A 23,789-nucleotide genomic window follows, 5' to 3' on the forward strand; every position below is an offset into this window, starting at 1 on the left:
CGTGAGAAGTCTCAGGTTCTGGTTTAGCCTTGCGATCATGGCGACCCGAACGTCTTCCCCGCCGCGCAAGCGGCCGTCCGGCAGCCAGGCCCGCAAGAAGCCCGCGGCGCGCAAGCCGACACCTGCGCGCAAGCCGGCCCCCCGCACGGGTCCTGGTCCACTCAGTGCTGCCCTGCACGGCATCATGCGCGCGTCCACCGCCTTCTGGCTGGGACTCGCCGGTGTCGTGGGCGCGATCGCCCGCAGCATCGGCCACGGTGCGAAGGAGCTCGACGCCGAGCAGCGTCGCGACGGGGTCGGCCTCGCGCTGGTCGCGCTCGCCCTGGTCACGGCCGCCGCGGTCTGGTGGGACGTCACCGGCGGCCTCGGTGCCGGCGTGCGCCGTGTCACCACGGGCTCGGTCGGCGTGCTGGCCTGGGCCGTCCCGATCCTGCTGGCCGTCGTCGCCTGGCGCACCCTGCGCCACCCCGACCGCAACGGTCCGGCCGGTCGCCAGGCGATCGGCTGGGGAGCCATCGTCGGCGGCGTCCTCGGCCTCGTGCACCTCGCCCACGGCACCCCGCGCCCCAGCGACCCCGACATGTCCGAGGCCGGGGGAGCGGTCGGCTTCCTGTTCTCGGCGATCCTCGTCGACCTGCTCAAGACCGGGTGGGTCGTCGCCCCGATCCTGGTGCTCGTCGTCGTCTTCGGCGTCCTCGTCGTCACCGCGACCCCGCTGTACGCCGTCCCCGACCGCGTGCGCTCCGTCGTGAACCGTGCCCTCGGCCGCGACAAGCAGCCCGAGCCCGAGGCCGCTCCCGAGCCGGTCAAGAAGCGCCACCCGCGCACGATGCCGCTGGCCGACGAGCCGTTCGAGACCCCGCTCGTGGCCGGCCCGGACGACGACCGGCAGGTGCCCGTCACCGTCCCGCCGCCCGTCCCGGTGCTCTCCGAGCCCGAGCCGCAGCCCGATCCGCGTCCGCTCGAGCCGCTGCCCGTCCGCGCCGAGCAGCTCGCGCTCTCGGGCGACATCGTCTACACGCTCCCCGAGCCGAGCGCCCTGAAGGAGGGCACCCCGCCCAAGGCGCGCTCCGCGGCTTCGGACGAGGTCGTCGGCCGCCTCACCGAGGTGCTCGAGCAGTTCCAGATCGACGCCACCGTCACCGGCTACACGCGTGGCCCGACGGTCACCCGCTACGAGGTCGAGCTCGGCCCCGCGGTGAAGGTGGAGAAGGTCACGGCACTGAGCAAGAACATCGCCTACGCCGTGGCCTCCAACGAGGTGCGCATCCTGTCGCCGATCCCGGGCAAGAGCGCGATCGGCGTCGAGATCCCCAACGTCGACAAGGAGATGGTCTCCCTCGGCGACGTCCTGCGGTCGAACAAGGCCCGCAGTGACCACCACCCGATGGTGATCGGCCTGGGCAAGGACGTCGAGGGCGGCTACGTCGTGGCCAACCTCGCGAAGATGCCCCACCTGCTCGTCGCCGGCGCCACCGGCTCGGGCAAGTCCAGCTTCGTGAACTCGATGATCTCCTCGATCCTCATGCGGTCCACGCCCGACGAGGTGCGCATGATCCTGGTCGACCCCAAGCGGGTCGAGCTGAACGCCTACGAGGGCATCCCGCACCTCATCACGCCGATCATCACCAACCCGAAGAAGGCCGCCGAGGCGCTGGCCTGGGTCGTGCGCGAGATGGACCTGCGCTACGACGACCTCGCCAACTTCGGCTACCGCCACATCGACGACTTCAACAAGGCCGTCGTCTCGGGCAAGGTGCAGGCGCCCCCCGGCAGCGAGCGGGTGCTCACGCCTTACCCGTACCTGCTCGTCGTCGTCGACGAGCTCGCCGACCTCATGATGGTCGCCCCGCGCGACGTCGAGGACTCGATCGTGCGCATCACGCAGCTGGCCCGCGCGGCGGGCATCCACCTGGTGCTCGCTACCCAGCGACCGAGCGTCGACGTCGTGACGGGCCTGATCAAGGCCAACGTGCCGAGCCGCCTGGCGTTCGCCACCAGCTCGCTGGCCGACAGCCGCGTCATCCTCGACCAGCCCGGCGCCGAGAAGCTCGTGGGCCAGGGCGACGGGCTGTTCCTGCCCATGGGCGCGAACAAGACGATGCGCATGCAGGGCGCCTGGATCACCGAGGCCGAGATCGAGACGATCGTCACCCACTGCAAGGAGCAGCTGCAGCCGTCGTACCGCGACGACGTCACCGCTCCCCAGCAGGCCAAGCGCGAGCTGGACGACGACATCGGCGACGACATGGACCTCGTGCTCCAGGCCGTCGAGCTCGTCGTGAACACGCAGTTCGGCTCGACCTCGATGCTGCAGCGCAAGCTGCGGGTCGGCTTCGCCAAGGCGGGCCGGCTCATGGACATCCTGGAGAGCCGCGGCGTGGTCGGTCCGAGCGAGGGCTCCAAGGCCCGCGACGTGCTGGTCAAGCCGGACGACCTGGCCGACGTGTTGGCCAGCATCCAGGTCGGCTGAGTCGAAAGCGCCCCTATACTCTTCAAGAAATCGTCGACGCTGGCGATGGAGAGTTCGGGGGACGTATGCGGCCTGCGGCCAGCAGCGAGGGCATGGAGGTGCCGGACGCGGACCTGGATCCGCAGGACGAGGCGACATTCAGGCTGGGTCAGCACGCCTTGGTGCGGCACCATCTCGCATCGATATTTCGCTCACGTCGTGGTCCTTTGACCCTTGCCCTCGCCCTCGGTGTCGCGGGCAGCGCGGTGAGTCTCGCGCAGCCGTACCTCCTGAAGCGAATCCTCGACTCCCTACACGAACCCGAGGCACTCCGGCTCGTGCTGGTGCTCGCGGGAGTGGCTCTCGTCGCGGCCTGCTTCGACGCCATCCAGCAGTTCGTGGTGTCGCGGGAGGCTGAGCGGCTCGTTGCCGACCTCAGATTGTCCCTGGTGCAGAAGTCCGTGCGCCTGCGCATGCCTGCCTACAGTGACGCGCGGATCGGTGACCTCGTCACCCGGCTCACCACGGACGCGAGCATGGTCCGCGGTGTGTTGGCGGGCGGAGTGCTCGATGTGCCCGGGAACGCGTTGGTGCTGGTGGGTGCTCTGACCATGATGGTCGTGCTGGACCCCGTCCTGTCACTGATCGTCTTGCTCGGAACCGTGGTCGCTCTGGTCTCCGCTACGCTCGCCTCCCGGCAGATCCGAAGTCAGGCGATTGTCGTCCAACAGTCAGTCGGGACCCTGGGCGCGGAGTACGAGCGGTCGGTGAGCGGTATCCAGACGGTGAGAGCCTGGGGCCAGGAGCAGCAGCTGGTTGCCCGCATGAGTGCCTTGATCGGGGATGCTCGAAAGCGTGGCACGAGGATCGCTGGCGTCGAGTCCGTTCTGTGGCCGGTGACGGGTCTCGTGATGCACGGTTGCATCATCGCCGTGGTCGCGGTCGGCGGCAGCCGGGTGGAGCTGGGAGAGATCTCCGTCTCCGACTTGGCTGCCTTCATGCTCCTGACCTTCATGGTCATCGCGCCCTTCAACCAGCTCGTTGGGACCGTGCTCGAGCTTCAGGTGGCTGGCGCGGCGTTGCTGCGTCTGGCCCAGATCGAGAGGTTGCCCGACGAGAGCGATCTCGACAGCCGATCGACGAGGAACGCGTCTCCTCGCGAGTCCATCACGCATCCCCCCCGGGCCTCCGATCGCGCGGTTGGTCCCCGCCTCGTCCTTGGCTCGGTCGATTTCACCTATGGGGATCAGCTGGCGCTCGACGGCATCAGCTTCGACGCCGGTCCCGGTGGCGTCACCGCACTGGTGGGTCCGTCGGGGTCCGGGAAGTCGACCATCCTCGCGTTGCTCATGAGATTCGTCGATCCCAGCCGCGGCAGGATCACCATGGACGGCGAGGACATCGCCGACCTCGATCCCGCCGCAGTTCGGTCCCAGATCGCGTTCGTCGGTCAGAACGCGGAGATCCTGGCGGGCACCGTGAGGCAGAATCTCACGCTCGGTCAGAGGACGGACAGCGTGGAGCGGGAGCGCACCTGGGAGGTCCTCACTCGCCTCGGACTCGGCGCACGCCTTCGATCTGCGAATGGACTGGACACTGCGGTGGGGGAGCACGGGTTGCAGTTGTCGGGGGGCGAGAAGCAGCGTCTGGTCGTTGCCCGCGCGCTCCTGTCCGACCGCCCGGTGGTACTGCTGGACGAGCCGACGAGCGGAGTGGATGCGACCAACGAGGCGGAGATACTGAGTGCCCTGGCCGAGGTGCCCGGGAAGACGTGCATTCTCGTCACGCATCGCCCCATGGCGATGTCCTCGGCCGAGAAGATCGTCCTCATCGACGCGGGCAGGGTGGTGTCCGTAGGGACGCACGAGGAGCTTCTCCGGAGCGACGACCTGTACGCCCGCTTGAACGAGCGTTCCTCAGGCCCGCGCGAACTCGCGCGAAGGATGGACGCGCCAAGGTCCTCCTTGTAATGTGCGGGTCAATTCAATCCGATCTGGGGGGCATGGAATGGACGCACTGGGATTCGACCTGGCCGTGAACGATGAAGGGACCGAGAGCGAGGACGACGCGTCATGGATTGCTGAGTCCGGAGCTGAAGCAGGGTGGGGCTGCACCAGATTCGGCGTGACTCGCTGGGGTGTCACCCTCTACTACCGGCGCCTTGCCTTCGATGTCGCGACCTTCTGCGGCGGCTGATGATGGAGTCCTGAGCGTTCGCGCATTGCGGCGACCGCGAGTTGCGCGTCAGCTCACGGTCGCCGCGTTGTCGATTCCCGCGACCCGACTCGCCGTTCGCTGCTGTCGACGTTGACGGCTCGCCGACGTGCCGGAGGGGATGGACGCCTCAATGACTTGCTTGTAGTGTGCGGGGCAATTCATACGGATTCGGGGGGACTTGAGATGGACGCATTGGGTTTCGATCTGGCTCGTGACGCCGATGAGATCGACGGCACGATGGACTCGTCGTGGATCGCGGAGTCGGGCGCGGAAGCTGGGTGGGGTTGCACCAAGGCTCAGGGAGTGCGCGTGGGCGGGGTGTTGATCCGGTACAAGCGCCTCGCTTGGGATGCCGCGACGATTTGCGGAGTATGACACCGTCCCCTCCCACGTTGCTCATTCTGGGCGACCGCGAGGATCCGCATGTCTGCGTGGTCGTGGACAAGCTTCGACGTTCGAGTTTCTGCGACTTCGCCGTCTTCGACCCGGCGGAAGCCCGAGACGCAGACCTGCGCGTGATGTTGTCCGGCACCCAAGGGGTCGCCGAACTAACGACGGATGAGGGCGTCGTCAAGTCCGAGCACGTGCGGGTGGTCTGGCGCCGACGGCCCCGAGGTGCGGACGCCGAAGACATCGAGGACCTGGTGCAGAGGGGCTTCGTGAAGAACGAGACGAATCACGCCGTGGCCGGCTTCCTGTCGTTGATCGAGAACGCCACCTGGTTCAACTCGCCCGAGGCTGAGCGAGTGGCTGGGAACAAGGTCAGCCACACGTTGGCAGCCGCGCGTGTGGGCCTGACGACAGCAGACTCGCTCGTGACCAATCAGCCGGAGATCGCTGGTCTGTTCCTCGAGGAGGGGTCGACCGTCTACAAGACGCTCGGCGGAGTGGTCGGAGCGTTCTCCGAATGCCCGGAATGCGTGGCCCGACAGCAGCCGAGCGGAGAGTCACGAAGCTTCGACTTCTCCACGAAATTGCTGTCACCCAGTCAGGATCTTTCGGGTCTGCAAGTGGCTCCCGGGATTCTCCAGCGCTTCGTTCCGAAGGAATATGACGTCCGGGTGACGGTGTTCGGGGGCCGCGCGGTGGCTACCGAATTCCACTCGCAGACCGACGCGAGGTCCATCGTTGATTTCCGAGTGAGGGGAGACGTCATTCCGAGAGCTCCGCATGACTTGCCCGACGAGATCGCCGCGAGGTGCGTGGCACTTCTTGATCACTTCGGTCTGCGAGTCGCCACGTTGGACTTCGCTGTGACCGGTTCGGAGTACGTCTTCCTCGACCTGAACCCGGATGGTCAGTTCCTCTTCATGGATGACGACGACCTCGAGCGGGTCGCTGGACCATTCGCCAGACACCTGATGGCCGAGGCGTCATGAGCGATCCGAGGACAACGAAACCGCTTGCCGTCGAGACCGGTCGGCATGCGCTCTACTTCTGGAGCGCTCAGCTGACGGCGAACGACGTCCCCGTGATCGACATGTTCCTCCCTCCCGGCCGTGAGACGGACGTGATCCTCGGGATCGACGGCGGGTCTGTCGACGCGGGACGACGGCTGGCTCGATATCTGGAAGGCAAACCCGAGCACATTCGAGCCCTGATTCCCACCGCGGCCACCTCTGCCGGCACGATCGCCGCGCTTGGTGCGGACGAGATTCAGCTGTCAGAGGTCGGATGCCTCAGCCCGGTCGACCCGAGTCTGTCCGCGACCCTTCCCAACGGTGTCAGCTACGACGTTGCTGCCGAGGACGTGCGTCGACTCCGTGAGGCGGAATGCACGTGGTTCCCCGGGTCGGAAGCAGCTGTTCAGGCGCTGTTCCAGCGCCTCAACCCGATCGTCCTGACCCAGCTCTACCGTTCGGAAGCCGAGGTCGTGGGGGCTGTCGAGAGCCTGCTCTCGCGTGGTCGCCACCTGCTGCCGTCGGCTGAGGCGAGCAAGGTGGCGAACGAGTTGGTCAACGCCTTCGGAAGTCACTTGCATGCGATCGATCGCCGGGAGGCGCGTGAGATCGGATTGGACGTGCTCAACATGAGCGTGGAAGTCGAGGCGATTTGCAAGACGATCGTGGCGCCCGAAGTCGTCTCCTCGTCTGAGAGCGAAGGCGTGGATCGCGGCCGAGTGCTCGCACGAATCGTGGGGGTGGATGGCCCGCTGGTCGAGAAGGTCGTCCTTCCCGACGGCGCGTTGGCCTGGGTCACGCCGAACGCGTCCGGTTCGTCCACGTGATCACGACCGAGGTGCCGGTTCTCATCTCCGCTGGCGTTCTGCTGTGCTCGGGCGTGGGAAAGGCTGCCAACTTCGCGCGGACCAGCGCGTCTCTCGAAGGTTCCTTCGCCCTGCGACCCCACGTAGCGACGAGATTGAACGCCGCGCTCATCGTCGTGGAGACGGCGATCGCCCTGATGCTGCTCTCTCCGCTTCGCGTCGCTGGACTGGTCTCGGCCTCCCTGCTCTTCGGGGCCTTCCTCGCCTACACGGCGTTCATCGTGATCTCGGGGCGCGAAAGGACCTGCATGTGCTTCGGTCAGAGTGCTCGCCGGATCGGCTGGCCAACCGTGGTCCGCAACGCGTTGCTCTTGGCGATTGCTGCATACGGTGCGTACTTGGTCGCGAACGGCGGGGTTCTGGATCTCCGACGCGAACTCGCCACCAAGGTCCTGATCGCCGCCTACTTCGTGCTTCTCTTCTGGGCATGGGCGCAGGTATTCGAGGACGAAAGCCAGAGGAAGGACGTGGTCGCATGAGTTACGACGCGTGGCTCGCGATGGCCTGTGTGATCAATCTCATTCTGTTCCTTCGCCTCCACTCCCGGCTCGGAGCGGTAGCGAAGGGACGGTCCAAGGATGAGGAATTCGTGCTCTGTCCGGCCGGTACGACACTCGGAGAGCAGGCATCGAGGGAGCTGGGTATCGACGGCCAAGAGTCTGTACTGCTCTATCTGTCCTTCGGCTGCCCGGTGTGCGGGTTGGCGATCCGGCAGCTCCCGCGGTGGGTGGAGTTGGCCGGTGATCAAGGGCTCAACGTGGCGGTGGTGGCAGAGGCGGAAGGGGAAGCGCAGTTGATCTCGCTCCGGAGTCAGATCCACGACATCGCTCCGAGCGTCTCGGTGCATGCTGTCGCTGATGGCCACCCCGTCTGGGCGCAGTTGAACTCACGACAGCTCACGCCGGCGTTCATACACGTCAGGGACGCCCGCGTCATCGTGAGCGGAGAGTACGGGGGACGGGCCTGGCAGCGGTTCGCGCGGGGAATCGTCGACAGGGCTCGGAACGGCGAAAGCGTCGCGCTGGACGAGATGGAGCGTCCGCGGTGAGCTCGCGGCATCGTCTCGCACGCTGCGTGAAGCCACGACCTGGCGATGAGTGATCCCTCATGCCACGGGGCTGCCTGAGGCCAACGGCGGTCCACGGCGGTTCGTCCGTGCATTCGCGTCGGTCAGCACTAGGCTCGACGGACCAACGCGTTCACCCTCGGGGGTGAACGGTGACGCGAAAGGGAACGCTGCATGACCTACAACGCACCTCCGCCGCCTCCGTCCTCGGGGCCCTACGGCGGAGCGACGCCGCCGCCGAACAACCTCGTGTGGGCCATCCTCACGACGATCTTCTGCTGCCTGCCGCTCGGCGTCGTCTCGATCGTCTACGCGGCGCAGGTCAACGGCAAGTTCGCCGCTGGTGACCTCGCCGGTGCGCAGGAGTCCTCGCGGAAGGCGAAGCAGTGGGCCATCTGGTCCGTCATCGCCTTCTTCGTGGCTCTCGTCATCTACTTGATCGTGATCTTCCTCGTGGTCGCCAACGGCGACACCACGTCGACGTCGAGCCTCTGATCTCGATCGACAGCCACCAGCGCCCCGCGCCCGCCGGATCCGTCCGGCGGCGCGGGGCTCTGACGTTCGCGGGGGTGACCGTCGCCGGGCTGGCCGCCACGGCCGTGCTCGCGGCCGTCTCGCCCGAGGAGCCCGGGCACTACCCGACGTGTCCATTCCTGGCCGTCTCGGGCCTCTACTGTCCCGGCTGCGGCAGTCTGCGCGCCGTCCACGCGCTCACCCGCGGGGACCTGATCACGGCGTGGGACCGCAACCCGCTGGCCGTGCTGCTGCTCCCGGCGGTGCTGGTCGCCTGGGTTGCGTGGGGCCTGCGCCTGCTGGGCCGCCGTGCGTGGCACCCCAGCCGCATCCCGGCCGCCTGGATCTGGGCGCTGCTGGGCGTCGTGCTGGCCTACTGGGTGGCGCGCAACGTGCCCGGCTGGACCTGGCTCTCACCTGCCTGAGCCATACTGAGCCCCATGGACTCGTCTCGCCCGGCCGACAAGCCGAGCAACCTGAACGTCCCGAACGTCCTCACGGTCATCCGCATCCTGGGTGTCCCGGTCTTCGGCTGGCTGCTGCTCCACGACGGGGGCGAGTCCATCGGCTACCGGATCGCCGCGTGGGCCGCGTTCGTCGTGCTCATGGCCACCGACAAGATCGACGGCGACATCGCCCGCAAGCACAACCTGATCACCGACTTCGGCAAGATGGCCGACCCGATCGCCGACAAGGCGCTGACAGGGATGGCGTTCATCGGACTGGCGATCATCTTCACCGACCAGCCGTGGGGCACGGTCTTCTGGATCGCGGTCGTCCTCATGCTCGTGCGCGAGTGGGGCATCACGGTGATGCGCGTGGTCATGGTCCGTCGCGGGTTCGTCATGCCGGCAGGACGCGGCGGCAAGCTCAAGACCGTCCTGCAGTCCGTGGCGATCGCGGGCTACTGCCTGCCGTTCGAGATCTGGGACGGCCCGGTTCCCACCGTGATGCTCGCGCTGACCCACGTCGTGATGGCCGCCGCGCTGGTCCTCGCCCTCGTGACAGGCGTGCAGTACGTCCTCGACGCCCGCCGGCTGGCGGCGCAGACTCCCGCAGGCGGCGCCTCGCGGTGAGCGAGCGGGTCGACGTCGCGGCACTCGTGGCCGACCTGCGCTCGGCAGGGCACACCGTGGCCACCGCCGAGTCGCTCACGGGGGGCCTGGTGTGCGCCACGCTCGTCGAGGTGCCGGGTGCGTCGTGGGTCGTCCGCGGCGGCGTCGTGGCCTACCAGCCCGACGTGAAGTCGGCCCTGCTCGGCGTGGCGCCCGACCTGATCGCCTCGCACGGCACCGTGAACGCGCCGGTCGCCGAGCAGCTGGCCGTCGGGGCCCGCACCCGCCTCGACGCGACGTGGGGTCTCGGCACCACGGGGGTCGCCGGCCCCGGCCCCGCCGAGGACCGGCCCGCGGGCACGGTCTTCGTCGCCGTCGCGGGCCCCGACGGCGTCACGTCGCGGCGACTCGACCTCTCCGGCGATCGTGACGATGTCCGACGTTCGGCGGTCCACGCCGTCCTGGCGGACCTGCACTATAGGCTGGGGAAGAACAACGGCTCCACGAACGTTGATGCAGGCAAGGGAAGGTGATGGCGATGACCGCGATGCGTGAACTCATCGGTGACGTGCTCCGGGCACGTCGTCTCGCCGAGGGCCTGACCCTGCGCGACGTCTCCGAGCGCGCCCGCATCAGCCTGGGCTACATCTCCGAGGTCGAGCGCGGCCAGAAGGAGGCCAGCTCCGAGCTGCTCGCCGCCCTGGCGCAGGCGCTCGAGGTCCCGCTGAGCAAGGTGCTGCTCGACGTCAGCTCGCTCCTCGAGCTCGAGGAGGCCGCCGACCTGGCCACGGTCTCGTCCATCGCACGCGACGAGGCCCGGGCCTCCGCGGCGTGAGGCACAGCGAGTTCTGGCAGCGCATGGAGGCTGCCCTGGGGGCGTCCTATGCCGCCTCGTGGGCGCGCCAGCAGGCCATCACGGCGCTCGACGGCCGCACCCCGGCCGAGGCGCTCGACGCCGGCGTGGATCCCCAGCGGGTCTGGCGCGCCGTGCACGCCACGCTCGAACTGCCGGCCCGCGAGCGTTGAGTTAGCGTCGTGGGATGAGCAATCTTCCCGACCTGACAGGCAAGCGTGTCGCGATCATTGCGACCGACCACTTCGAGGAATCGGAACTCACGACGCCGCGTGACGAGCTGGAGGCGGCCGGGGCGGACGTGCGGATCTTCGCGCCCCACGATGGCTCGCTGCAGGCGATGCAGGGGGACACCGAGCAGACGATCTCCGTGCGCGTGGACGGCACCCTCGACAGCTTCGACCAGCAGTGGCCCGACGTGATCGTGCTGCCCGGGGGCACGGTCAACGCCGACCACCTGCGCACCGACGAGAAGGCCCAGGGCATCGTCTCCGCGGCCCTGGAGTCCGGACTCCCGGTGGCGGCGATCTGTCACGCGCCGTGGCTGCTCGTGTCCGCCGGACTCGTCGAGGGCCGCCGGCTCACCAGCTTCCCGAGCCTCTCGGTCGACGTCAGCAACGCCGGCGGCGACTGGGTGGACGAGACGGTGGTGGTCGACCGGAACCTGATCACGAGTCGCAAGCCCGACGACCTGCCCGCCTTCGTCGACGCGATCGGCAAGGCGCTGACCGCGTAGGGATCCGCCCGCCCCGAGATGTGCTCCGCATCCCACCTTCGAGCCTTGTGCGAACGTGGAACGTGGAGCACATCTCGTTGGGGCCGGTCCGTGGGCGCTGTTCGGCGTGTCGTGCTTCCGTCGAACAGGTGTTCGGCCTAGGCTCGTTCCACAGGCCGACGGTCAGGTCGGGCGTTCATCCACAGGCGAGTCGACGAGGCTCACTAATGTCAGTGGGTCCGCCTACCGTCGAAGATGGCCCGCCACCCCGACCAGAGCGGTCGACGACACGAAGGACGCAGCATGGCTTCCAAGAGCAGCACCACCCCCTCGAACAGGGACATCGCCAAGGAGCGAGCCAACAAGGACAAGGCGATCGAGAACGCCTTGGCCCAGATCGACCGCTCGTACGGCAAGGGTGCCGTGATGCGCCTGGGCGACCAGGCCCGCGCCCCGATCGAGGTCATCCCCACCGGCGCCGTCTCGCTCGACGTCGCGCTGGGCATCGGCGGACTGCCGCGCGGCCGCGTGGTCGAGATCTACGGGCCGGAGTCCTCGGGCAAGACCACGGTCGCCCTGCACGCGGTGGCCAACGCACAGAAGGCCGGCGGAGTGGCGGCGTTCATCGACGCCGAGCACGCGCTGGACCCCGAGTACGCCCGCAAGCTGGGTGTCGACACCGACGCGCTGCTGGTGTCCCAGCCCGACTCCGGCGAGCAGGCCCTCGAGATCGCCGACATGCTGATCCGCTCCGGCGCGCTCGACATCATCGTGATCGACTCGGTCGCCGCCCTCGTGCCCCGCGCCGAGATCGACGGTGAGATGGGCGACAGCCACGTCGGCCTGCAGGCCCGCCTGATGAGCCAGGCCCTGCGCAAGATGACCGGTGCCATCAACGGCTCGGGCACGACGGCGATCTTCATCAACCAGCTGCGCGAGAAGATCGGCGTGATGTTCGGCAGCCCCGAGACCACCACGGGCGGCAAGGCGCTGAAGTTCTACGCCTCCGTGCGCCTCGACGTGCGGCGGATCGAGACGCTCAAGGACGGCACCGACATGGTCGGCAACCGCACCCGCGTCAAGGTCGTCAAGAACAAGGTCGCGCCGCCGTTCAAGCAGGCCGAGTTCGACATCATGTACGGCCAGGGGATCAGCCGCGAGGGCAGCCTGATCGATCTCGGCGTCGACGCGGGCTTCGTCCGCAAGGCCGGCGCCTGGTACACCTACGAGGGCGACCAGCTCGGCCAGGGCAAGGAGAACGCCCGCAACTTCCTGCGCGACAACCCCGACCTCGCCGACGAAATCGAGAAGCGCATCAAGGAGCACCTCGGTGTCGGGGCGAAGGTCGACGAGCCGGCCGCGGATCCGGCGGCCGTGGTCGACGATCTGGCGGGCGACCTCTCGGCCGCTGACTTCTGATGATCGACCCCACGGATCCGGACACGGATCCGCGGGCGGTCATCGTCGCGGGCCGGACGATCGCGATGGATCGTCTGGCCGCGCGCGACCGCAGCCGCGGTGAGTTGCTCGACGCGCTCGCGCGTCGCAGGTTCCCCGAGGACGTGGCCATCGTCGTGGTCGACCAGCTCGAGTCCGAGGGGCTGGTCGACGACGAGCGGTTCGCCCGCACGTGGGTCGAGCAGCGCAGTCGCGCCAAGGGGCTGGCCCGCTCCGTCCTGCGGATGGAGCTGCAGCGCAAGGGCGTGGCCTCCGAGGTCATCGACCTGGTCCTGGACGACGTCGACCCCGATGCCGAGCGCCGGGCCGCGCACCTGCTGGTCCAGCGCAAGCTGCGATCCGTGCAGGGGCTCGACCAGTCCGTCCAGGTCCGTCGTCTCACCGCGATGCTCGCCCGCAAGGGCTACGCGCCGCAGGTGGCCTTCGACGTGGTCCGCGCCGAGCTCGACGGCGATCACGTGGCGATCGAGTCCACGTAGTTCGGCCGCGCCCTAGTCTGTCAGCGTGTTCGCGTTCCGCCCCCTGGTCGAGGCCGATCTGGGGGCGGTCGTGTCATGGCGCAACGAGCCGCACGTCCTGACCTGGTTCCCCGAGGCGCTTGTCGACGTCGAGCACGCGCGTCGACGCCTCGTCCCTCGGCCGACCGGTGTGGACCCGGTACGGAGGTGGATCGCCGAGCTCGGGGGAGTGCCGGTCGGCTACCTGCAGAGCTTCGTGGTCGCGTCCGACGACGACCTCACGGTGCGCTGCCAGGACCCCGAGGCGGTCGCGTTCGACTACCTGATCGGAGATCCGGACCTCGTCGACCGAGGACTGGGCACCGAGATGATCCGGAGCTTCTGTCGCGACGTGCTGGTGCCCGAGTATCCCGACGCACCCCGCTTCCTCGCCGCTCCCGACGCTCGCAACCACCGCTCGATCCGGGTGCTGGCCAAGTGCGGCTTCGTGGCCGGGCTGTGGATCCAGCCCGAGGGCGCGCCGTGGGCCGACGTGGTGTGCACGGCCCAGCGACGTCTCTTCGAGCCTACTGTCGAGTAACATGGCCGCCATGCCCTCGACCTACGCGGTGTACCGCCAGCTCTCGGCCCTCCCGAAGGGTCGCGCCGTGTTCGGCGCCTTCTTCACCCGGGCCGCGCCATACTTCGCCAGCGCCCACCTGCGCGTCGTCGAGATGGCGCCCCACCACGGCGAGGTCGTGGTGCCGCTGCGCCGCTCCACGAAGAACCACATCGGCACGGTCCACGCGATCGCGGCGTGCAACGGCCTCGAGGCGGCGATGGGCCTGCTCGCCGAGGCGACCTGCCCGCCGGACCACCGGTGGCTGCCGAAGGGCATGGAGGTCCGGTACCTCGCCAAGTCCGACTCCGACCTCGTCTGCACCGCCGACAGCAACCCGGCCGACTGGTCGGGCGGTCCGGAGGTGCCCATCTCCGTCCGGGCCACGCGCGCGGACGGCACGGTGACGGTCGAGGGCACGATCCACCTGTGGGTGACACCCCGGAAGTGACTCAGGGCCTGAGGCTCGCCGAGGCGTGCGTGAACCGCCCCGCTCGCACGGTGGCCTCGACCTGCACGGCCCGCAGGTGGGCCGCGACGGCGGCCGAGTCGCCACGCGCCTCGAGCGGGTCGCGGTCAAGCAGCACGAGGTCGGCCCGCTGACCCACGGCCAGGGTGTCGGCGCCGTCCACGCTGGCAGCGAGCGCCTCGGCGGCGGTAATGGCCTCGGCCGGGTTCCACGGGGACCGTTCGTCCGCCGAGCGGTGCACGGCCGCTGCCATGGCGATCCAGGGGTCGAGGGGAGCGACGGGCGCGTCAGAGCCGAAGACGAGGTCCACGCCCGCGTCGAGCAGCCTCCGCCACGGGAAGCAGCGATCCGCGCGATCGGCCCAGAGCCGCTCGGTGACGTCGCGGTCGTCGAGGAGGTGGGCGGGCTGGACGCTCGCGCGGACGCCGAGCTCAGCCAGCTGCTCGATGTCGTGCCGGGTCAGCAGCTGGGCGTGCTCGATGCTGCCGCCGACCCCGGTCGCGCGGAACGCGGCCAGCGCCTCGTGGGCGGCGGCGTCACCGATCGCGTGCACCGCGGCGCGGAAGCCGGCCGACCGGGCGCGAGTGAGCAGCTCGATGAGGTCGGCCCGGTCGTGGTTCTGGACGCCGCGGTCGGATCCGCCCCCGTAGGGCTCGTGGCAGTACGCCGTGCGGGTGTTCAGGGACCCGTCGGAGATGATCTTCAGCGGCCCGACGGTGACGGGTCCGTCCGGCGCCACGGACGACCCGGTGCGCAGGCCCGCAGCGATCATGGCGTCGAGGTACTCGGGATAGACCGCCGAGCGCACCCAGAGGGCGTCGAGGCCCTGCGACAGCCGCTCGCGCCACGTGGACAGGGGCTCGGCCCACTCGAAGTCCACGACGCCCACGACGCCGCGCGCCGCCGCGGCCGCCATCGCGTCGGCGACGGACTGGCCGCCGTCCTGCACGGCGTTGCGCTGCACCACGTCGGCCATCAGCGCGAACCACGGCGCCTCCGTGAGCGGCTCGTCGGTGAGCGGCGCGCCGAGTGCCGTGAGCGCGGCCGAGTTCAGCCAGCCCGTGTGGGCGTCCCCGCTCGTGACGACAACGGGTCGGTCGCCCGTTACGGCGTCGAGCTCGGCGACGGTCGGCTCCCGCGTCCAGTCGGCCAGCCGGAACCCGAAGGCGAAGAGCCAGTCGCCGTCGGGCACCGAGGGCAGGTGCCTGCGGATGATCTTCACCGCCTCGGAGGGGTCCTCGGCCGAGGAGACGTCGAGGCGCGTCCGCGTCTGTGCCCATTGGGTGAAGTGCACGTGCTGGTCCCACAGCCCGGGAATCGCCCAGCGCCCGTCGGCCTCGACGACCCGGTCGCCGGGCTCGGGGCGCAGGTCGGGTCCCACGGCCACGATCGTGCCGTCGGCGATCCGCAGCGAGACTCGCCCGCTCGGGGCCGCCGAGCGCACCGGGACGAGGCGCACGTCGCGCCAGAAGACAGGTGTCACGGCAGCATTCTGACCCGCGGTCCCGGTGAGGTGAGCCCCGGGTCAGCGCGAAGCCAGCACGGCGCTGTCCTCGGCCGCGTGGGCGTCCACGGTGCGCGACTCGGTGAGACGTCGCTGGGCGAACCGACCGAGCTGCTCGAGGCCCAGGTTGAGCACGATGTAGATGGCGCCGAGCACCAGCGCGACCTGGAGGTGGTTGTCGAACTCACGCCAGATCTGGCGTCCGGCGTACGTCAGGCCGGGAGCGACGATGATGTAGCCGAGCGACGTGTCCTTCAGCGCCACGATGCACTGGCTGATGATCGCCGGCGTCATGATCTTGATCGCCTGGGGGAGCTGGACGATGCGCATCACGGCGTTCTTGCGCATGCCCAAGGCGTACGCGGCCTCGACCTGGCCCTTCGGCACGGCATTGATGCCGGCTCGGACCGTCTCGGCGAGGACCGAGCCGTTGTAGAGGATCAGGCCGATCACGAGTGGTGCGAGCAGCTCGATCTGGAACCGGTAGAGCGCCCACAGGTAGGTGATGAGGATGACCAAGGGGACCGCGCGGAAGAACTCCACCACGACCCAGCACGGCACCCGGACCCACGCATGGTCCGACAGCTTGCCGATGCCGAACAGTACGCCGAACAGGAGGGCGCCGGCGATCGCCATCACGGCTGCCAGGAGCGTGTAGTAGAGGCCCTCGAGGATGAACTCCACGTAGGCCGGGGTGACGAAGACCTCCCACAGATCGGCCGCGAACTGGCCCGTGGACGCGAAGCGCCACAGGACGAAGCCGAGGAAGGCCGCGACCACGACGACCGTCACCACCGAGAGGATCCGGTTGCGTCGACGGGCGCGGGGTCCGGGAACGTCGAACAGCAGGGTGCTCATCGGGCGACCACCTTCCAGCGTCGCTCGGCCCAGGAGGCGAGCAGGGAGATCGCCGCGACGATGCTGATGTACATCGCCGCGATCGTGAGGAACGCCGCGGTCCGCGAGCTCGGGTAGTCGCGCAGCAGACCCTGGAGGCGGAACGCGACGTCCGCCAGGCCGAGTGCGGCGACGAGCGAGGTGTTCTTGACCAGCGCGATGAAGACGCTGGCCATCGGCGGGACGACCAGTCGGAACGCCTGGGGGAGGATCACCTGGGTCATCGTCAAGGTGAAGGGCATGCCCACCGCACGCGCGGCCTCGGCCTGGCCCATCGGCACGCCGTTGATGCCCGACCGCAGCGCCTCACAGACGAACGCGGCGGTGTAGATCCCGGCCGCCAGCGAGACGTTCCAGAAGAAGCCGAAGTCGATCCCCATCGCCGGCAGGCCGTAGTAGGTGATGAACAGCAGCAGGAGCAGGGGAGTGTTCCGGAACAGCGTGACGTACGCGGTTCCGACGACGCGCATCGCCGGGACCGGGCTGACCCGGGCCACGGCGATGATCGTGCCGAGGACGAGGGCGATGAGACCGCTGGCCAGGAAGACCCGCAGCGTGACCCAGAAGCCCTTGAGGAGCAGCTCCCAGCTGTCCTGCAAGAACGAGAAGTCCACGTCTCACCACCCTCGTCGTCGGTCGGTCACGTCAGGCGCACTCGTCCAGCGCCGGCGGGTCACCCGCGTCGGCACCGCCCTTGCCGAGGGTCGCGTCGAACGCATCGGCCCACGTGCCGTCCTCGAAGGCGGACGTCAGGCTCTCGTTGATGAACTCGCACAGCTCGGGGCTGTCCTTGCTGTAGCCGATGCCGTAGCGCTCCTCGGAGAACGGCTCGCCGACGACCTTCAGCTTGTCGGGGTTCTCCGCGGCGTAGCCCAGCAGGATCGCGGCGTCGGTGGTGACGGCGTCGACCGAGCCGTTCTCCAGCTGCGTGACGCACTCGGAGTAGGTGTCGAAGCCGGCCGGCGTGGCGCCGTACTCCTCCTCGACCGTCTTGATCGACGTGGACCCGGTGACCGAGCAGACCTTCTTGCCCTTCAGGTCGTCCGGGCCGTTGATCGAGTCGTCGTCCTTGGCGACCAGCAGGCTCTGACCCGTGACGTAGTACGGGCCTGCCTGGCCGACGACCTTGCGGCGGTCGTCGGTGATCGAGTACGAGGCGATGACGAAGTCGACCGTGCCGTTCTGCAGGAACGGCTCGCGGTTGGCCGAGACGGACTCGACCCACTCGATGTCGTCGGCGTCGATGCCGAGCTTCGCCGCGAGGATCTTGCCGATCTCGGGGTCGAAGCCGCTCGGCGTGTCCGCGGTGGCCGTCTTGAATCCCACACCGGGCTGGTCGTACTTGACGCCGATCTTGACGGTGCCGGACTCCTGGAGCTCGGCCATGCGGGTGCCGGCCTCGAACTCCTGGTCCTCGACCTCGACGTCCGGGCCCGAGCCCTCGTCATCGCTGTTGCCGGCGTCGCCGCAGGCGCTCAGTGCCAACAGGCCGGCGGCCAGGACGGCCGCGAACCGTGTCCTTCGTGCTTTCATGTTTCGTCCTCCCCCTTCGGGATCATGCGTGGTGAAATCAGTGCTTGAGGATCTTGCCGAGGAAGTCCTTGGCGCGATCGCTCTGCGGGTTGGTGAAGAACTCGTCGGGAGTGTTCTCCTCGACGATGCGCCCGTCGGCCATGAAGACGACCCGGTCGGCGGCGGTGCGCGCGAACCCCATCTCGTGGGTGACTACGACCATCGTCATACCGCCCCTGGCGAGGTCGACCATGGTGTCGAGCACCTCCTTGATCATCTCCGGATCGAGTGCGGAGGTGGGCTCGTCGAACAGCATGACCTTGGGATCCATCGCCAGCGCCCGGGCGATCGCGACGCGCTGCTGCTGGCCGCCCGACAGCTGGGCCGGCAGCTTGCCGGCCTGCGAGCCGACCCCGACGCGGTCGAGGAGCTCACGGGCGCGCTGCTCGGCCTCGGCCTTGGGCTTGCGCAGCACCTTGATCGGGCCCAGCGTGACGTTCTCGAGCACGGTCTTGTGGCTGAACAGGTTGAACGACTGGAACACCATGCCGACCTCGGCACGCAGCCGGGCGAGCGCCTTGCCCTCCTCGGGCAGCGGGACGCCGTCGATCGAGATGTCGCCCTCGTTGATCGGCTCGAGGCGGTTGATGGCGCGGCACAGGGTCGACTTGCCCGAGCCTGACGGTCCGATCACCACGACGACCTCGCCCGGGGCGACGTCGAAGTCGATGTCCTGCAGCACGTGCAAGTCGCCGAACCACTTCTGGACGCCGGTCATGTGGACCATCGGCTCCGTGCTGACTCCCATGTCGCCTTACCCAACCGCAGCGCCACCTCGCGCGCAAGCGTTGAACTCGCGCCGTGGGTCACCGCAACCGGATCGCAACCGACGTCCCCTCCGGGTGATGAGGGCTCAGCGCCAATTTTCTCTGGAATCCGCTCTGAAATGAAGTTTGGCCGTCCCCCCGTAGCAACGGGGCAACAAAACTCTTCTAACATCAGCCCCAACGGGCGTACGAGACGTACGTCACGTTCGATCCCTGTCGTGAGGACTTCCCTTGAGATCCGTACACCTTCGCCGCACCCTCAGCGCGGCAGCCCTCGTCGCGCTGGGCCTCGGTGCCCTCGCGGCGCCGGCCGTCGCCGCCGACCCACTCGTTCCCGAAACGCGCGAGCAGGCTCGCATCCTCGGTGACGGCAGCGCCAGCGCCGACGTCACCGCCGAGGACGAGAGCAACGGCTCCATCGCTCCCGGCGGCGTGCCGTTCGTCCCGATGGACTTCTCCCGGGCCCCGCTCGCTTCCGGTGAGGAGGAGTCCACCGAGAACGTCGAGAAGGTCGCCTCCGTCCCGCTGCAGGAGGGCCAAGCGACGATGTCGAATCTGGCGTTCAAGGGCGACTACGTCTACCAGGGCAGCTACAACGGCTTCGTGGCGTACGACATCAGCGATCCCGAGTCCCCGCAGGTCGTGTCGAACACCATCTGCCCCGGCTACCAGGGCGACCTCTCGATCGCCGGCGACCTGCTGTTCTTCTCGGTCGACCAGCCGCGCAACGGCTCGGAGTGCGGCGCGGCCGTCGTCCCGTCCTCGAACGCCGCCGCGTGGGAGGGCATCCGCATCTTCGACATCAGCAACCCGGCCTCGCCCCAGTACGTGGGCAACGTGAAGACCCGCTGCGGCTCGCACACCCACACCCTCGTCCCCAAGCCGGGCGACGACGGCAGCGTGTACCTGTACAACGCCGCGTACGACGTCTCCGCCACGGCGTACTACTGCAAGCCTCCTCACCAGCAGCTCGAGATCATCGAGGTCGACCTCGACGATCCGGCCGGCGCGCACATCGCCAAGGAGGTCTCGCTGTGGGACGCGGAGAACCCCGCGTTCACCGCGGCCGACCGCGTCGACGGAGGCGCCAACACCTCGGTCACGAACGGCTGCCACGACCTGACCGCCTACCCGGCGAAGGATCTGCTGGCCGCGGCGTGCCTGGGTGACGGCGTCATGGTCGACATCTCTGACCCGCTGAACCCCGCGGTCACCGAGCGCGTCCGTGACGAGAACTACGCCTTCTGGCACACGGCCCAGTTCAGCGACAACGCGAGCAAGGTCGTCTTCCAGGACGAGCTCGGCGGCGGCTCCTCGGCCACCTGCGTGCCCGGCACCCCGCAGTACCGCGGCGCCAACGCGATCTACACCCGCGAGGGCGACGAGCTGACGCTGCGCAGCTACTTCAAGATCCCGCGCCGTCAGTCGGTCCGCGAGAACTGCGTGGGCCACGAGGGCAACCTCGTCCAGCTCCCGGACCGTGACGTCATGATCCAGGGCTGGTACCAGGGCGGCGCGTCGCTGATCGACTTCACCGAGGCCACCAAGCCCAAGGAGATCGGCTACTTCGATCGTGGCCAGCTCGGCGAGAGCGGCCCCATCTCCCTCAGCGGCTACTGGGCCGTCTACAGCCACAACGGCTACCTGTACGGCTCGGAGATCGGTCGTGGCTTCGACGTGCTGAAGCTCAAGGGCGACGAGTTCGCCGACGCCGTCCGTCACCGCCAGGACGTCCGCAACCCCGCGACGCAGGAGCCCATCACCTGGGACTGGAAGACCGCCCCGGTCGTCCCGTCGTTCGGTGACCTCCCGGCCGCGACGGTCACGCCGGAGAGCGCCCGCGCCGGCACCGACCGCGACTTCACGGTCTCGGTTCCCGCCGGCACGTTCGACGACGGCGAGTACGTGGACGTCTGGAGCACCGGTGCCGACGCGAAGGTCGTGGCCTCGGGCCGCGCCGACGCCGATGGCTCCATCTCGCTGACCGTGTCGGTCAAGGCCTCGGAGGCTCCAGGCACCAAGCGGTTCGTCGTCCGTGGTGACGCCGCGCTCGACGAGGCGCTGTACGCCGCATCGCTGGAGCTGACCGCCGTCGGCACCACGACGACGTTGTCCGTCAGCCCGGCCTCGCAGGTGTTCGGTTCGACCCCCGCCACGCTGACCGCCACGGTCACGGGTGAGGGTGCCGAGGGCACGGTGACGTTCACCCGCGGTGGCACGGTCATCGCGAAGGGCGTCAAGGTGTCCGGTGGCAAGGCCAGCGTGAGGCTGCCGCGCGACCTGCCGGTCGGCAGTCACGCGCTGCGGGCGACGTTCGTGCCGGCCTCGGCCGGCACCGAGGCCTCAACGTCCTCGGTCGTCACCTTCCGGGTGGCCAAGGCCACGGCGAAGGTCAAGGCGGCCTCGGTCACGAAGGTCAAGGCGCTCAAGGGCGGCAAGCTCACCGTGAAGGTCACCGCCACCGGCACTACGCCGACCGGCAAGATCACCGTCACCGTGGGTGGCAAGAAGGCCGGCGCGATGCTGAAGAACGGCAAGGCGACGGTCAAGCTGCCGCGGCTGAAGGCCGGCACCTACCGGGCCAACGTCGCCTACGGCGGCAGTGCCTCGGTGGCTCCCGAGAGCATCAAGGTGACGATCAAGGTCACCAGGTGACCTTGGTCCGTCGAGCTGTGGCCACGGTGGGCGTCGTCCTGACGCTCACCGTGGCCGCGGCGTGCTCGGGGGAGGAGAAGAAGGACGGTCCGGTCGTCAACGTGCCCGGCAAGGTGGGGGAGTCGAGCCGCACGGTCGACCCGGACGATCTCGAGGCCCCGCAGGACGAGTACAACGAGGTCGACCGCGAGTTCGTCGAGATGATGGTGCCGCACCACCAGCAGGCCGTGGAGATGGCGGCCCTGGCGGCGAAGCACGCGAAGGATCCCGCGGTCGCTGGGTTCGCGCAGCGGATCGGCGACACCCAGAAGGGCGAGATCGACGTCCTCCAGGGCTGGCTCGAGACCCGAGACCTGCCGAAGGCGTCGCTGACGGCGACGGGCGATCACGCCACCCACATGGAGGGCATGCTCACGCCCGAGCAGATGGACGAGCTGGCCGCCGCCCGCGGCGCCGCGTTCGACCGGCTCTTCGTCCGCCGCATGATCGCCCACCACGAGGGCGCGCTCGCGATGGCGGACCAGGCACTGAGCGACGGCATCGACACGACGAACCGGGGCTTCGCCGCGGACGTCGCCGCGTCGCAGTCCGCCGAGATCACCCGGCTCCAGCAGATCCAGCAGACGCTCTGACCCGGCCGGCCGCACGAGCGGCCGGCCCGGTCGGGCGCCGGGGCCCACGTACCATGGGACGGTCATGACGAAGACCTATGAAGTCCGTACGTACGGCTGCCAGATGAACGTGCACGACAGCGAGCGGCTGTCGGGCCTGCTCGAGACCGCCGGTTACGCCGCGGCGCCGTCGGGGGAGACCCCGGACCTCGTGGTCTTCAACACCTGCGCGGTGCGCGAGAACGCCGACAACAAGCTGTACGGCAACCTCGGCCACGTCGCGAGCCTCAAGGCGAAGAAGCCGGGCATGCAGGTGGCCGTGGGTGGCTGCCTGGCGCAGAAGGACAAGGACACCATCACCACGCGGGCGCCGTGGGTGGACGTCGTCTTCGGCACCCACAACATCGGCTCGCTGCCGGTGCTGCTGGAGCGCGCCCGCATCGCCGAGGAGTCCCAGGTCGAGATCCTCGAGTCGCTCGAGGTCTTCCCGTCGACCCTGCCCACGAAGCGTGACTCCGTGTTCGCGGCGTGGGTCTCGATCAGCGTGGGCTGCAACAACACGTGCACGTTCTGCATCGTCCCGGCCCTGCGCGGCAAGGAGCGCGACCGCCGCCCGGGCGACATCCTCGCCGAGATCGAGGCACTCGTGGCCGAGGGCGTCGTCGAGGTCACGCTGCTGGGCCAGAACGTCAACAGCTACGGCGTCGAGTTCGGCGACCGCGAGGCCTTCTCCAAGCTGCTGCGCGCCTGCGGGCAGATCGAGGGACTGGAGCGGGTGCGCTTCACCTCGCCGCACCCGGCCGCGTTCTCCGACGACGTGATCACGGCCATGGCCGAGACGCCCAACGTCATGCCGCAGCTGCACATGCCGCTGCAGTCGGGCTCCGACCGCATCCTCAAGGCGATGCGCCGCTCGTACCGCAAGGAGCGCTTCCTGGGCATCCTCGACCGTGTCCGCGCGGCGATGCCCGAGGCCTCCATCACCACCGACATCATCGTGGGCTTCCCGGGCGAGACCGAGGAGGACTTCCTCGAGACGATGGACGTCGTCCGCAAGGCGCGGTTCACGAGCGCCTTCACGTTCCAGTACTCGCAGCGTCCGGGGACGCCCGCGGCCGACCTGCCCGACCAGCTGCCGAAGGCGGTCGTCCAGGAGCGCTACGAGCGCCTCGCCGCACTCGTGTCGGAGGTCGCCTGGTCGGAGAACCAGCGCCTCGAGGGACGCGTCGTCGAGCTGCTGGTGTCCGACCAGTCCCAGGCGGGCGGTCGCAAGGACGCCGAGACCCACCGGATGAGCGGCCGGGCCCGCGACAACCGACTCGTGCACTTCGCCCCGGGCGGCCACGCCGTGCGCCCCGGCGACCTGGTCGTGACCACGGTGACGAAGGCGTCGCCGCACCACCTCGTCGCCGATGGCGAGCCGATCGAGGTGCGCCGCACCCGCGCGGGCGATGCCTGGGAGGCCCGCCAGGGCCGCACCTCCGTCACGCCCGGCTCGGTGGGCCTGGGGATGCCGTCGGTCGGGGTGCCCGCCCCGCTGCCGCCGGCGCCCGCCTGCGCTCCCGCCTGAGGCGCGGGGCCCGGTGTTCGGGTCGCGCGAAATCTTGAGGTAATCTGAATCCGCTGATGAGGCCAATGTCGTCCTCGCCCAGTTTCCTTCCGC

The 23,789-nt window shown here is 69.0% G+C and carries 26 protein-coding genes; 21 read left to right on the forward strand and 5 right to left on the reverse strand.

Translation table 11 applies throughout. The features are described 5' to 3' along the window. Nucleotides 1-37: 37 nt before the first annotated feature. The 18 genes from H1W00_RS09465 to H1W00_RS09550 all read left to right on the forward strand — a co-directional run bounded on the left by H1W00_RS09465 (nt 38) and on the right by H1W00_RS09550 (nt 14,102). Nucleotides 38-2,473, forward strand: a complete 2,436-nt coding sequence (locus tag H1W00_RS09465; protein ID WP_181755476.1) for a DNA translocase FtsK 4TM domain-containing protein — start codon at nt 38-40, stop codon at nt 2,471-2,473. Nucleotides 2,474-2,565: 92 nt separating this feature from the next. Continuing rightward, a complete protein-coding gene (locus tag H1W00_RS09470; protein WP_181755477.1) occupies nt 2,566-4,422 on the forward strand; it encodes an ABC transporter ATP-binding protein in 1,857 nt (618 codons plus the stop codon). Between the two features lie 37 nt (nt 4,423-4,459). Next, nucleotides 4,460-4,648, forward strand: coding sequence for a hypothetical protein (locus H1W00_RS09475; protein WP_181755478.1), 189 nt, complete (start codon nt 4,460-4,462; stop codon nt 4,646-4,648). Between the two features lie 413 nt (nt 4,649-5,061). Beyond that, the gene (locus tag H1W00_RS09480) at nt 5,062-6,048 is read left to right on the forward strand and encodes an ATP-grasp domain-containing protein (protein ID WP_181755479.1); all 987 of its coding nucleotides are present in this window, start codon (nt 5,062-5,064) and stop codon (nt 6,046-6,048) included. Next, on the forward strand, nt 6,045-6,896 hold the full coding sequence (locus tag H1W00_RS09485; protein WP_181755480.1) for an SDH family Clp fold serine proteinase: 852 nt from the start codon (nt 6,045-6,047) through the stop codon (nt 6,894-6,896). Before H1W00_RS09480 ends, H1W00_RS09485 begins: the two co-directional genes overlap by 4 nt. Continuing rightward, nucleotides 6,893-7,414, forward strand: a complete 522-nt coding sequence (locus H1W00_RS09490; RefSeq protein ID WP_181755481.1) for a MauE/DoxX family redox-associated membrane protein — start codon at nt 6,893-6,895, stop codon at nt 7,412-7,414. The genes H1W00_RS09485 and H1W00_RS09490 overlap by 4 nt, the downstream gene beginning before the upstream one ends. Further along, a complete protein-coding gene (locus H1W00_RS09495; RefSeq protein WP_181755482.1) occupies nt 7,411-7,983 on the forward strand; it encodes a hypothetical protein in 573 nt (190 codons plus the stop codon). The genes H1W00_RS09490 and H1W00_RS09495 overlap by 4 nt, the downstream gene beginning before the upstream one ends. Nucleotides 7,984-8,175: 192 nt before the next feature. Continuing rightward, the gene (locus H1W00_RS09500; protein WP_181755483.1) at nt 8,176-8,496 is read left to right on the forward strand and encodes a CD225/dispanin family protein; all 321 of its coding nucleotides are present in this window, start codon (nt 8,176-8,178) and stop codon (nt 8,494-8,496) included. A gap of 74 nt (nt 8,497-8,570) precedes the next feature. Then, nucleotides 8,571-8,939, forward strand: coding sequence for a DUF2752 domain-containing protein (locus H1W00_RS09505; RefSeq protein ID WP_206679994.1), 369 nt, complete (start codon nt 8,571-8,573; stop codon nt 8,937-8,939). A gap of 15 nt (nt 8,940-8,954) precedes the next feature. Next, nucleotides 8,955-9,590, forward strand: a complete 636-nt coding sequence (gene pgsA / locus H1W00_RS09510; RefSeq protein WP_181755484.1) for a CDP-diacylglycerol--glycerol-3-phosphate 3-phosphatidyltransferase — start codon at nt 8,955-8,957, stop codon at nt 9,588-9,590. Next, a complete protein-coding gene (locus H1W00_RS09515; RefSeq protein ID WP_181755485.1) occupies nt 9,587-10,102 on the forward strand; it encodes a nicotinamide-nucleotide amidohydrolase family protein in 516 nt (171 codons plus the stop codon). The genes pgsA and H1W00_RS09515 overlap by 4 nt, the downstream gene beginning before the upstream one ends. Before the next feature lie 5 nt (nt 10,103-10,107). Then, entirely contained in the window at nt 10,108-10,404 is a 297-nt protein-coding gene (locus tag H1W00_RS09520) for a helix-turn-helix domain-containing protein (RefSeq protein WP_181755486.1), read from the forward strand. Continuing rightward, nucleotides 10,401-10,595, forward strand: a complete 195-nt coding sequence (locus tag H1W00_RS09525; protein WP_181755487.1) for a DUF3046 domain-containing protein — start codon at nt 10,401-10,403, stop codon at nt 10,593-10,595. The genes H1W00_RS09520 and H1W00_RS09525 overlap by 4 nt, the downstream gene beginning before the upstream one ends. A 14-nt stretch (nt 10,596-10,609) precedes the next feature. After that, complete coding sequence (locus tag H1W00_RS09530; protein WP_181755488.1) at nt 10,610-11,158, forward strand: type 1 glutamine amidotransferase domain-containing protein; 549 nt, start codon at nt 10,610-10,612, stop codon at nt 11,156-11,158. Between the two features lie 282 nt (nt 11,159-11,440). Then, on the forward strand, nt 11,441-12,556 hold the full coding sequence (gene recA, locus H1W00_RS09535) for a recombinase RecA (protein ID WP_181755489.1): 1,116 nt from the start codon (nt 11,441-11,443) through the stop codon (nt 12,554-12,556). Next, nucleotides 12,556-13,074: a regulatory protein RecX gene (locus tag H1W00_RS09540; RefSeq protein WP_181755490.1), complete on the forward strand. Its 519-nt coding sequence runs from the start codon at nt 12,556-12,558 to the stop codon at nt 13,072-13,074. The genes recA and H1W00_RS09540 overlap by 1 nt, the downstream gene beginning before the upstream one ends. Nucleotides 13,075-13,099: 25 nt before the next feature. Next, nucleotides 13,100-13,633, forward strand: coding sequence for a GNAT family N-acetyltransferase (locus H1W00_RS09545; protein ID WP_181755491.1), 534 nt, complete (start codon nt 13,100-13,102; stop codon nt 13,631-13,633). 10 nt (nt 13,634-13,643) lie between these two features. Continuing rightward, a complete protein-coding gene (locus H1W00_RS09550) occupies nt 13,644-14,102 on the forward strand; it encodes a hotdog fold domain-containing protein (protein WP_181755492.1) in 459 nt (152 codons plus the stop codon). Between the two features lies 1 nt (nt 14,103). On the opposite strand, the gene H1W00_RS09555 is transcribed toward H1W00_RS09550, so the two are convergent. The 5 genes from H1W00_RS09555 to H1W00_RS09575 are packed head-to-tail and all read right to left on the reverse strand — an operon-like array spanning nt 14,104 to nt 18,820. Further along, complete coding sequence (locus tag H1W00_RS09555) at nt 14,104-15,603, reverse strand: amidohydrolase family protein (protein ID WP_181755493.1); 1,500 nt, start codon at nt 15,601-15,603, stop codon at nt 14,104-14,106. A 42-nt stretch (nt 15,604-15,645) separates the two neighbouring features. Further along, entirely contained in the window at nt 15,646-16,482 is an 837-nt protein-coding gene (locus tag H1W00_RS09560) for an amino acid ABC transporter permease (protein ID WP_181755494.1), read from the reverse strand. After that, on the reverse strand, nt 16,479-17,135 hold the full coding sequence (locus tag H1W00_RS09565; protein ID WP_338072867.1) for an amino acid ABC transporter permease: 657 nt from the start codon (nt 17,133-17,135) through the stop codon (nt 16,479-16,481). Before H1W00_RS09565 ends, H1W00_RS09560 begins: the two co-directional genes overlap by 4 nt. 31 nt (nt 17,136-17,166) lie before the next feature. Further along, on the reverse strand, nt 17,167-18,054 hold the full coding sequence (locus H1W00_RS09570; protein ID WP_181755495.1) for a glutamate ABC transporter substrate-binding protein: 888 nt from the start codon (nt 18,052-18,054) through the stop codon (nt 17,167-17,169). A gap of 37 nt (nt 18,055-18,091) precedes the next feature. Continuing rightward, nucleotides 18,092-18,820, reverse strand: coding sequence for an amino acid ABC transporter ATP-binding protein (locus H1W00_RS09575; protein ID WP_181756231.1), 729 nt, complete (start codon nt 18,818-18,820; stop codon nt 18,092-18,094). A gap of 271 nt (nt 18,821-19,091) precedes the next feature. Here H1W00_RS09575 and H1W00_RS09580 point away from each other — a divergent pair, with 271 nt between their 5' ends. The 3 genes from H1W00_RS09580 (at nt 19,092) to miaB (ending at nt 23,696) form a co-directional block, all read left to right on the forward strand. Next, on the forward strand, nt 19,092-21,515 hold the full coding sequence (locus tag H1W00_RS09580) for an Ig-like domain repeat protein (RefSeq protein WP_181755496.1): 2,424 nt from the start codon (nt 19,092-19,094) through the stop codon (nt 21,513-21,515). Continuing rightward, a complete protein-coding gene (locus H1W00_RS09585) occupies nt 21,512-22,147 on the forward strand; it encodes a DUF305 domain-containing protein (RefSeq protein WP_181755497.1) in 636 nt (211 codons plus the stop codon). Before H1W00_RS09580 ends, H1W00_RS09585 begins: the two co-directional genes overlap by 4 nt. Before the next feature lie 64 nt (nt 22,148-22,211). Continuing rightward, nucleotides 22,212-23,696 carry a tRNA (N6-isopentenyl adenosine(37)-C2)-methylthiotransferase MiaB gene (gene miaB / locus H1W00_RS09590; RefSeq protein ID WP_181755498.1) on the forward strand — a complete coding sequence of 495 codons (1,485 nt, stop codon included), beginning with the start codon at nt 22,212-22,214 and terminating at the stop codon, nt 23,694-23,696. The last annotated feature ends 93 nt before the right edge of the window (nt 23,697-23,789 follow it).

Origin of the sequence: Aeromicrobium phoceense (assembly GCF_013868155.1) — a bacterium.
Classification (GTDB): domain Bacteria; phylum Actinomycetota; class Actinomycetes; order Propionibacteriales; family Nocardioidaceae; genus Aeromicrobium; species Aeromicrobium phoceense.

Excerpts from the sequence above, each read along its gene's own strand:
- H1W00_RS09465 (WP_181755476.1), top strand. The coding sequence starts at position 38 with ATGGCGACCCGAACGTCTTCCCCGCCGCGCAAGCGGCCGTCCGGCAGC.
- H1W00_RS09470 (WP_181755477.1), top strand. The coding sequence starts at position 2,566 with ATGGAGGTGCCGGACGCGGACCTGGATCCGCAGGACGAGGCGACATTC.
- H1W00_RS09475 (WP_181755478.1), top strand. The coding sequence starts at position 4,460 with ATGGACGCACTGGGATTCGACCTGGCCGTGAACGATGAAGGGACCGAG.
- H1W00_RS09485 (WP_181755480.1), top strand. The coding sequence starts at position 6,045 with ATGAGCGATCCGAGGACAACGAAACCGCTTGCCGTCGAGACCGGTCGG.
- H1W00_RS09495 (WP_181755482.1), top strand. The coding sequence starts at position 7,411 with ATGAGTTACGACGCGTGGCTCGCGATGGCCTGTGTGATCAATCTCATT.
- H1W00_RS09500 (WP_181755483.1), top strand. The coding sequence starts at position 8,176 with ATGACCTACAACGCACCTCCGCCGCCTCCGTCCTCGGGGCCCTACGGC.
- pgsA (WP_181755484.1), top strand. The coding sequence starts at position 8,955 with ATGGACTCGTCTCGCCCGGCCGACAAGCCGAGCAACCTGAACGTCCCG.
- H1W00_RS09520 (WP_181755486.1), top strand. The coding sequence starts at position 10,108 with ATGACCGCGATGCGTGAACTCATCGGTGACGTGCTCCGGGCACGTCGT.
- H1W00_RS09530 (WP_181755488.1), top strand. The coding sequence starts at position 10,610 with ATGAGCAATCTTCCCGACCTGACAGGCAAGCGTGTCGCGATCATTGCG.
- recA (WP_181755489.1), top strand. The coding sequence starts at position 11,441 with ATGGCTTCCAAGAGCAGCACCACCCCCTCGAACAGGGACATCGCCAAG.
- H1W00_RS09540 (WP_181755490.1), top strand. The coding sequence starts at position 12,556 with ATGATCGACCCCACGGATCCGGACACGGATCCGCGGGCGGTCATCGTC.
- H1W00_RS09550 (WP_181755492.1), top strand. The coding sequence starts at position 13,644 with ATGCCCTCGACCTACGCGGTGTACCGCCAGCTCTCGGCCCTCCCGAAG.
- H1W00_RS09560 (WP_181755494.1), bottom strand. The coding sequence starts at position 16,482 with ATGAGCACCCTGCTGTTCGACGTTCCCGGACCCCGCGCCCGTCGACGC.
- H1W00_RS09570 (WP_181755495.1), bottom strand. The coding sequence starts at position 18,054 with ATGAAAGCACGAAGGACACGGTTCGCGGCCGTCCTGGCCGCCGGCCTG.
- H1W00_RS09575 (WP_181756231.1), bottom strand. The coding sequence starts at position 18,820 with ATGGTCCACATGACCGGCGTCCAGAAGTGGTTCGGCGACTTGCACGTG.
- miaB (WP_181755498.1), top strand. The coding sequence starts at position 22,212 with ATGACGAAGACCTATGAAGTCCGTACGTACGGCTGCCAGATGAACGTG.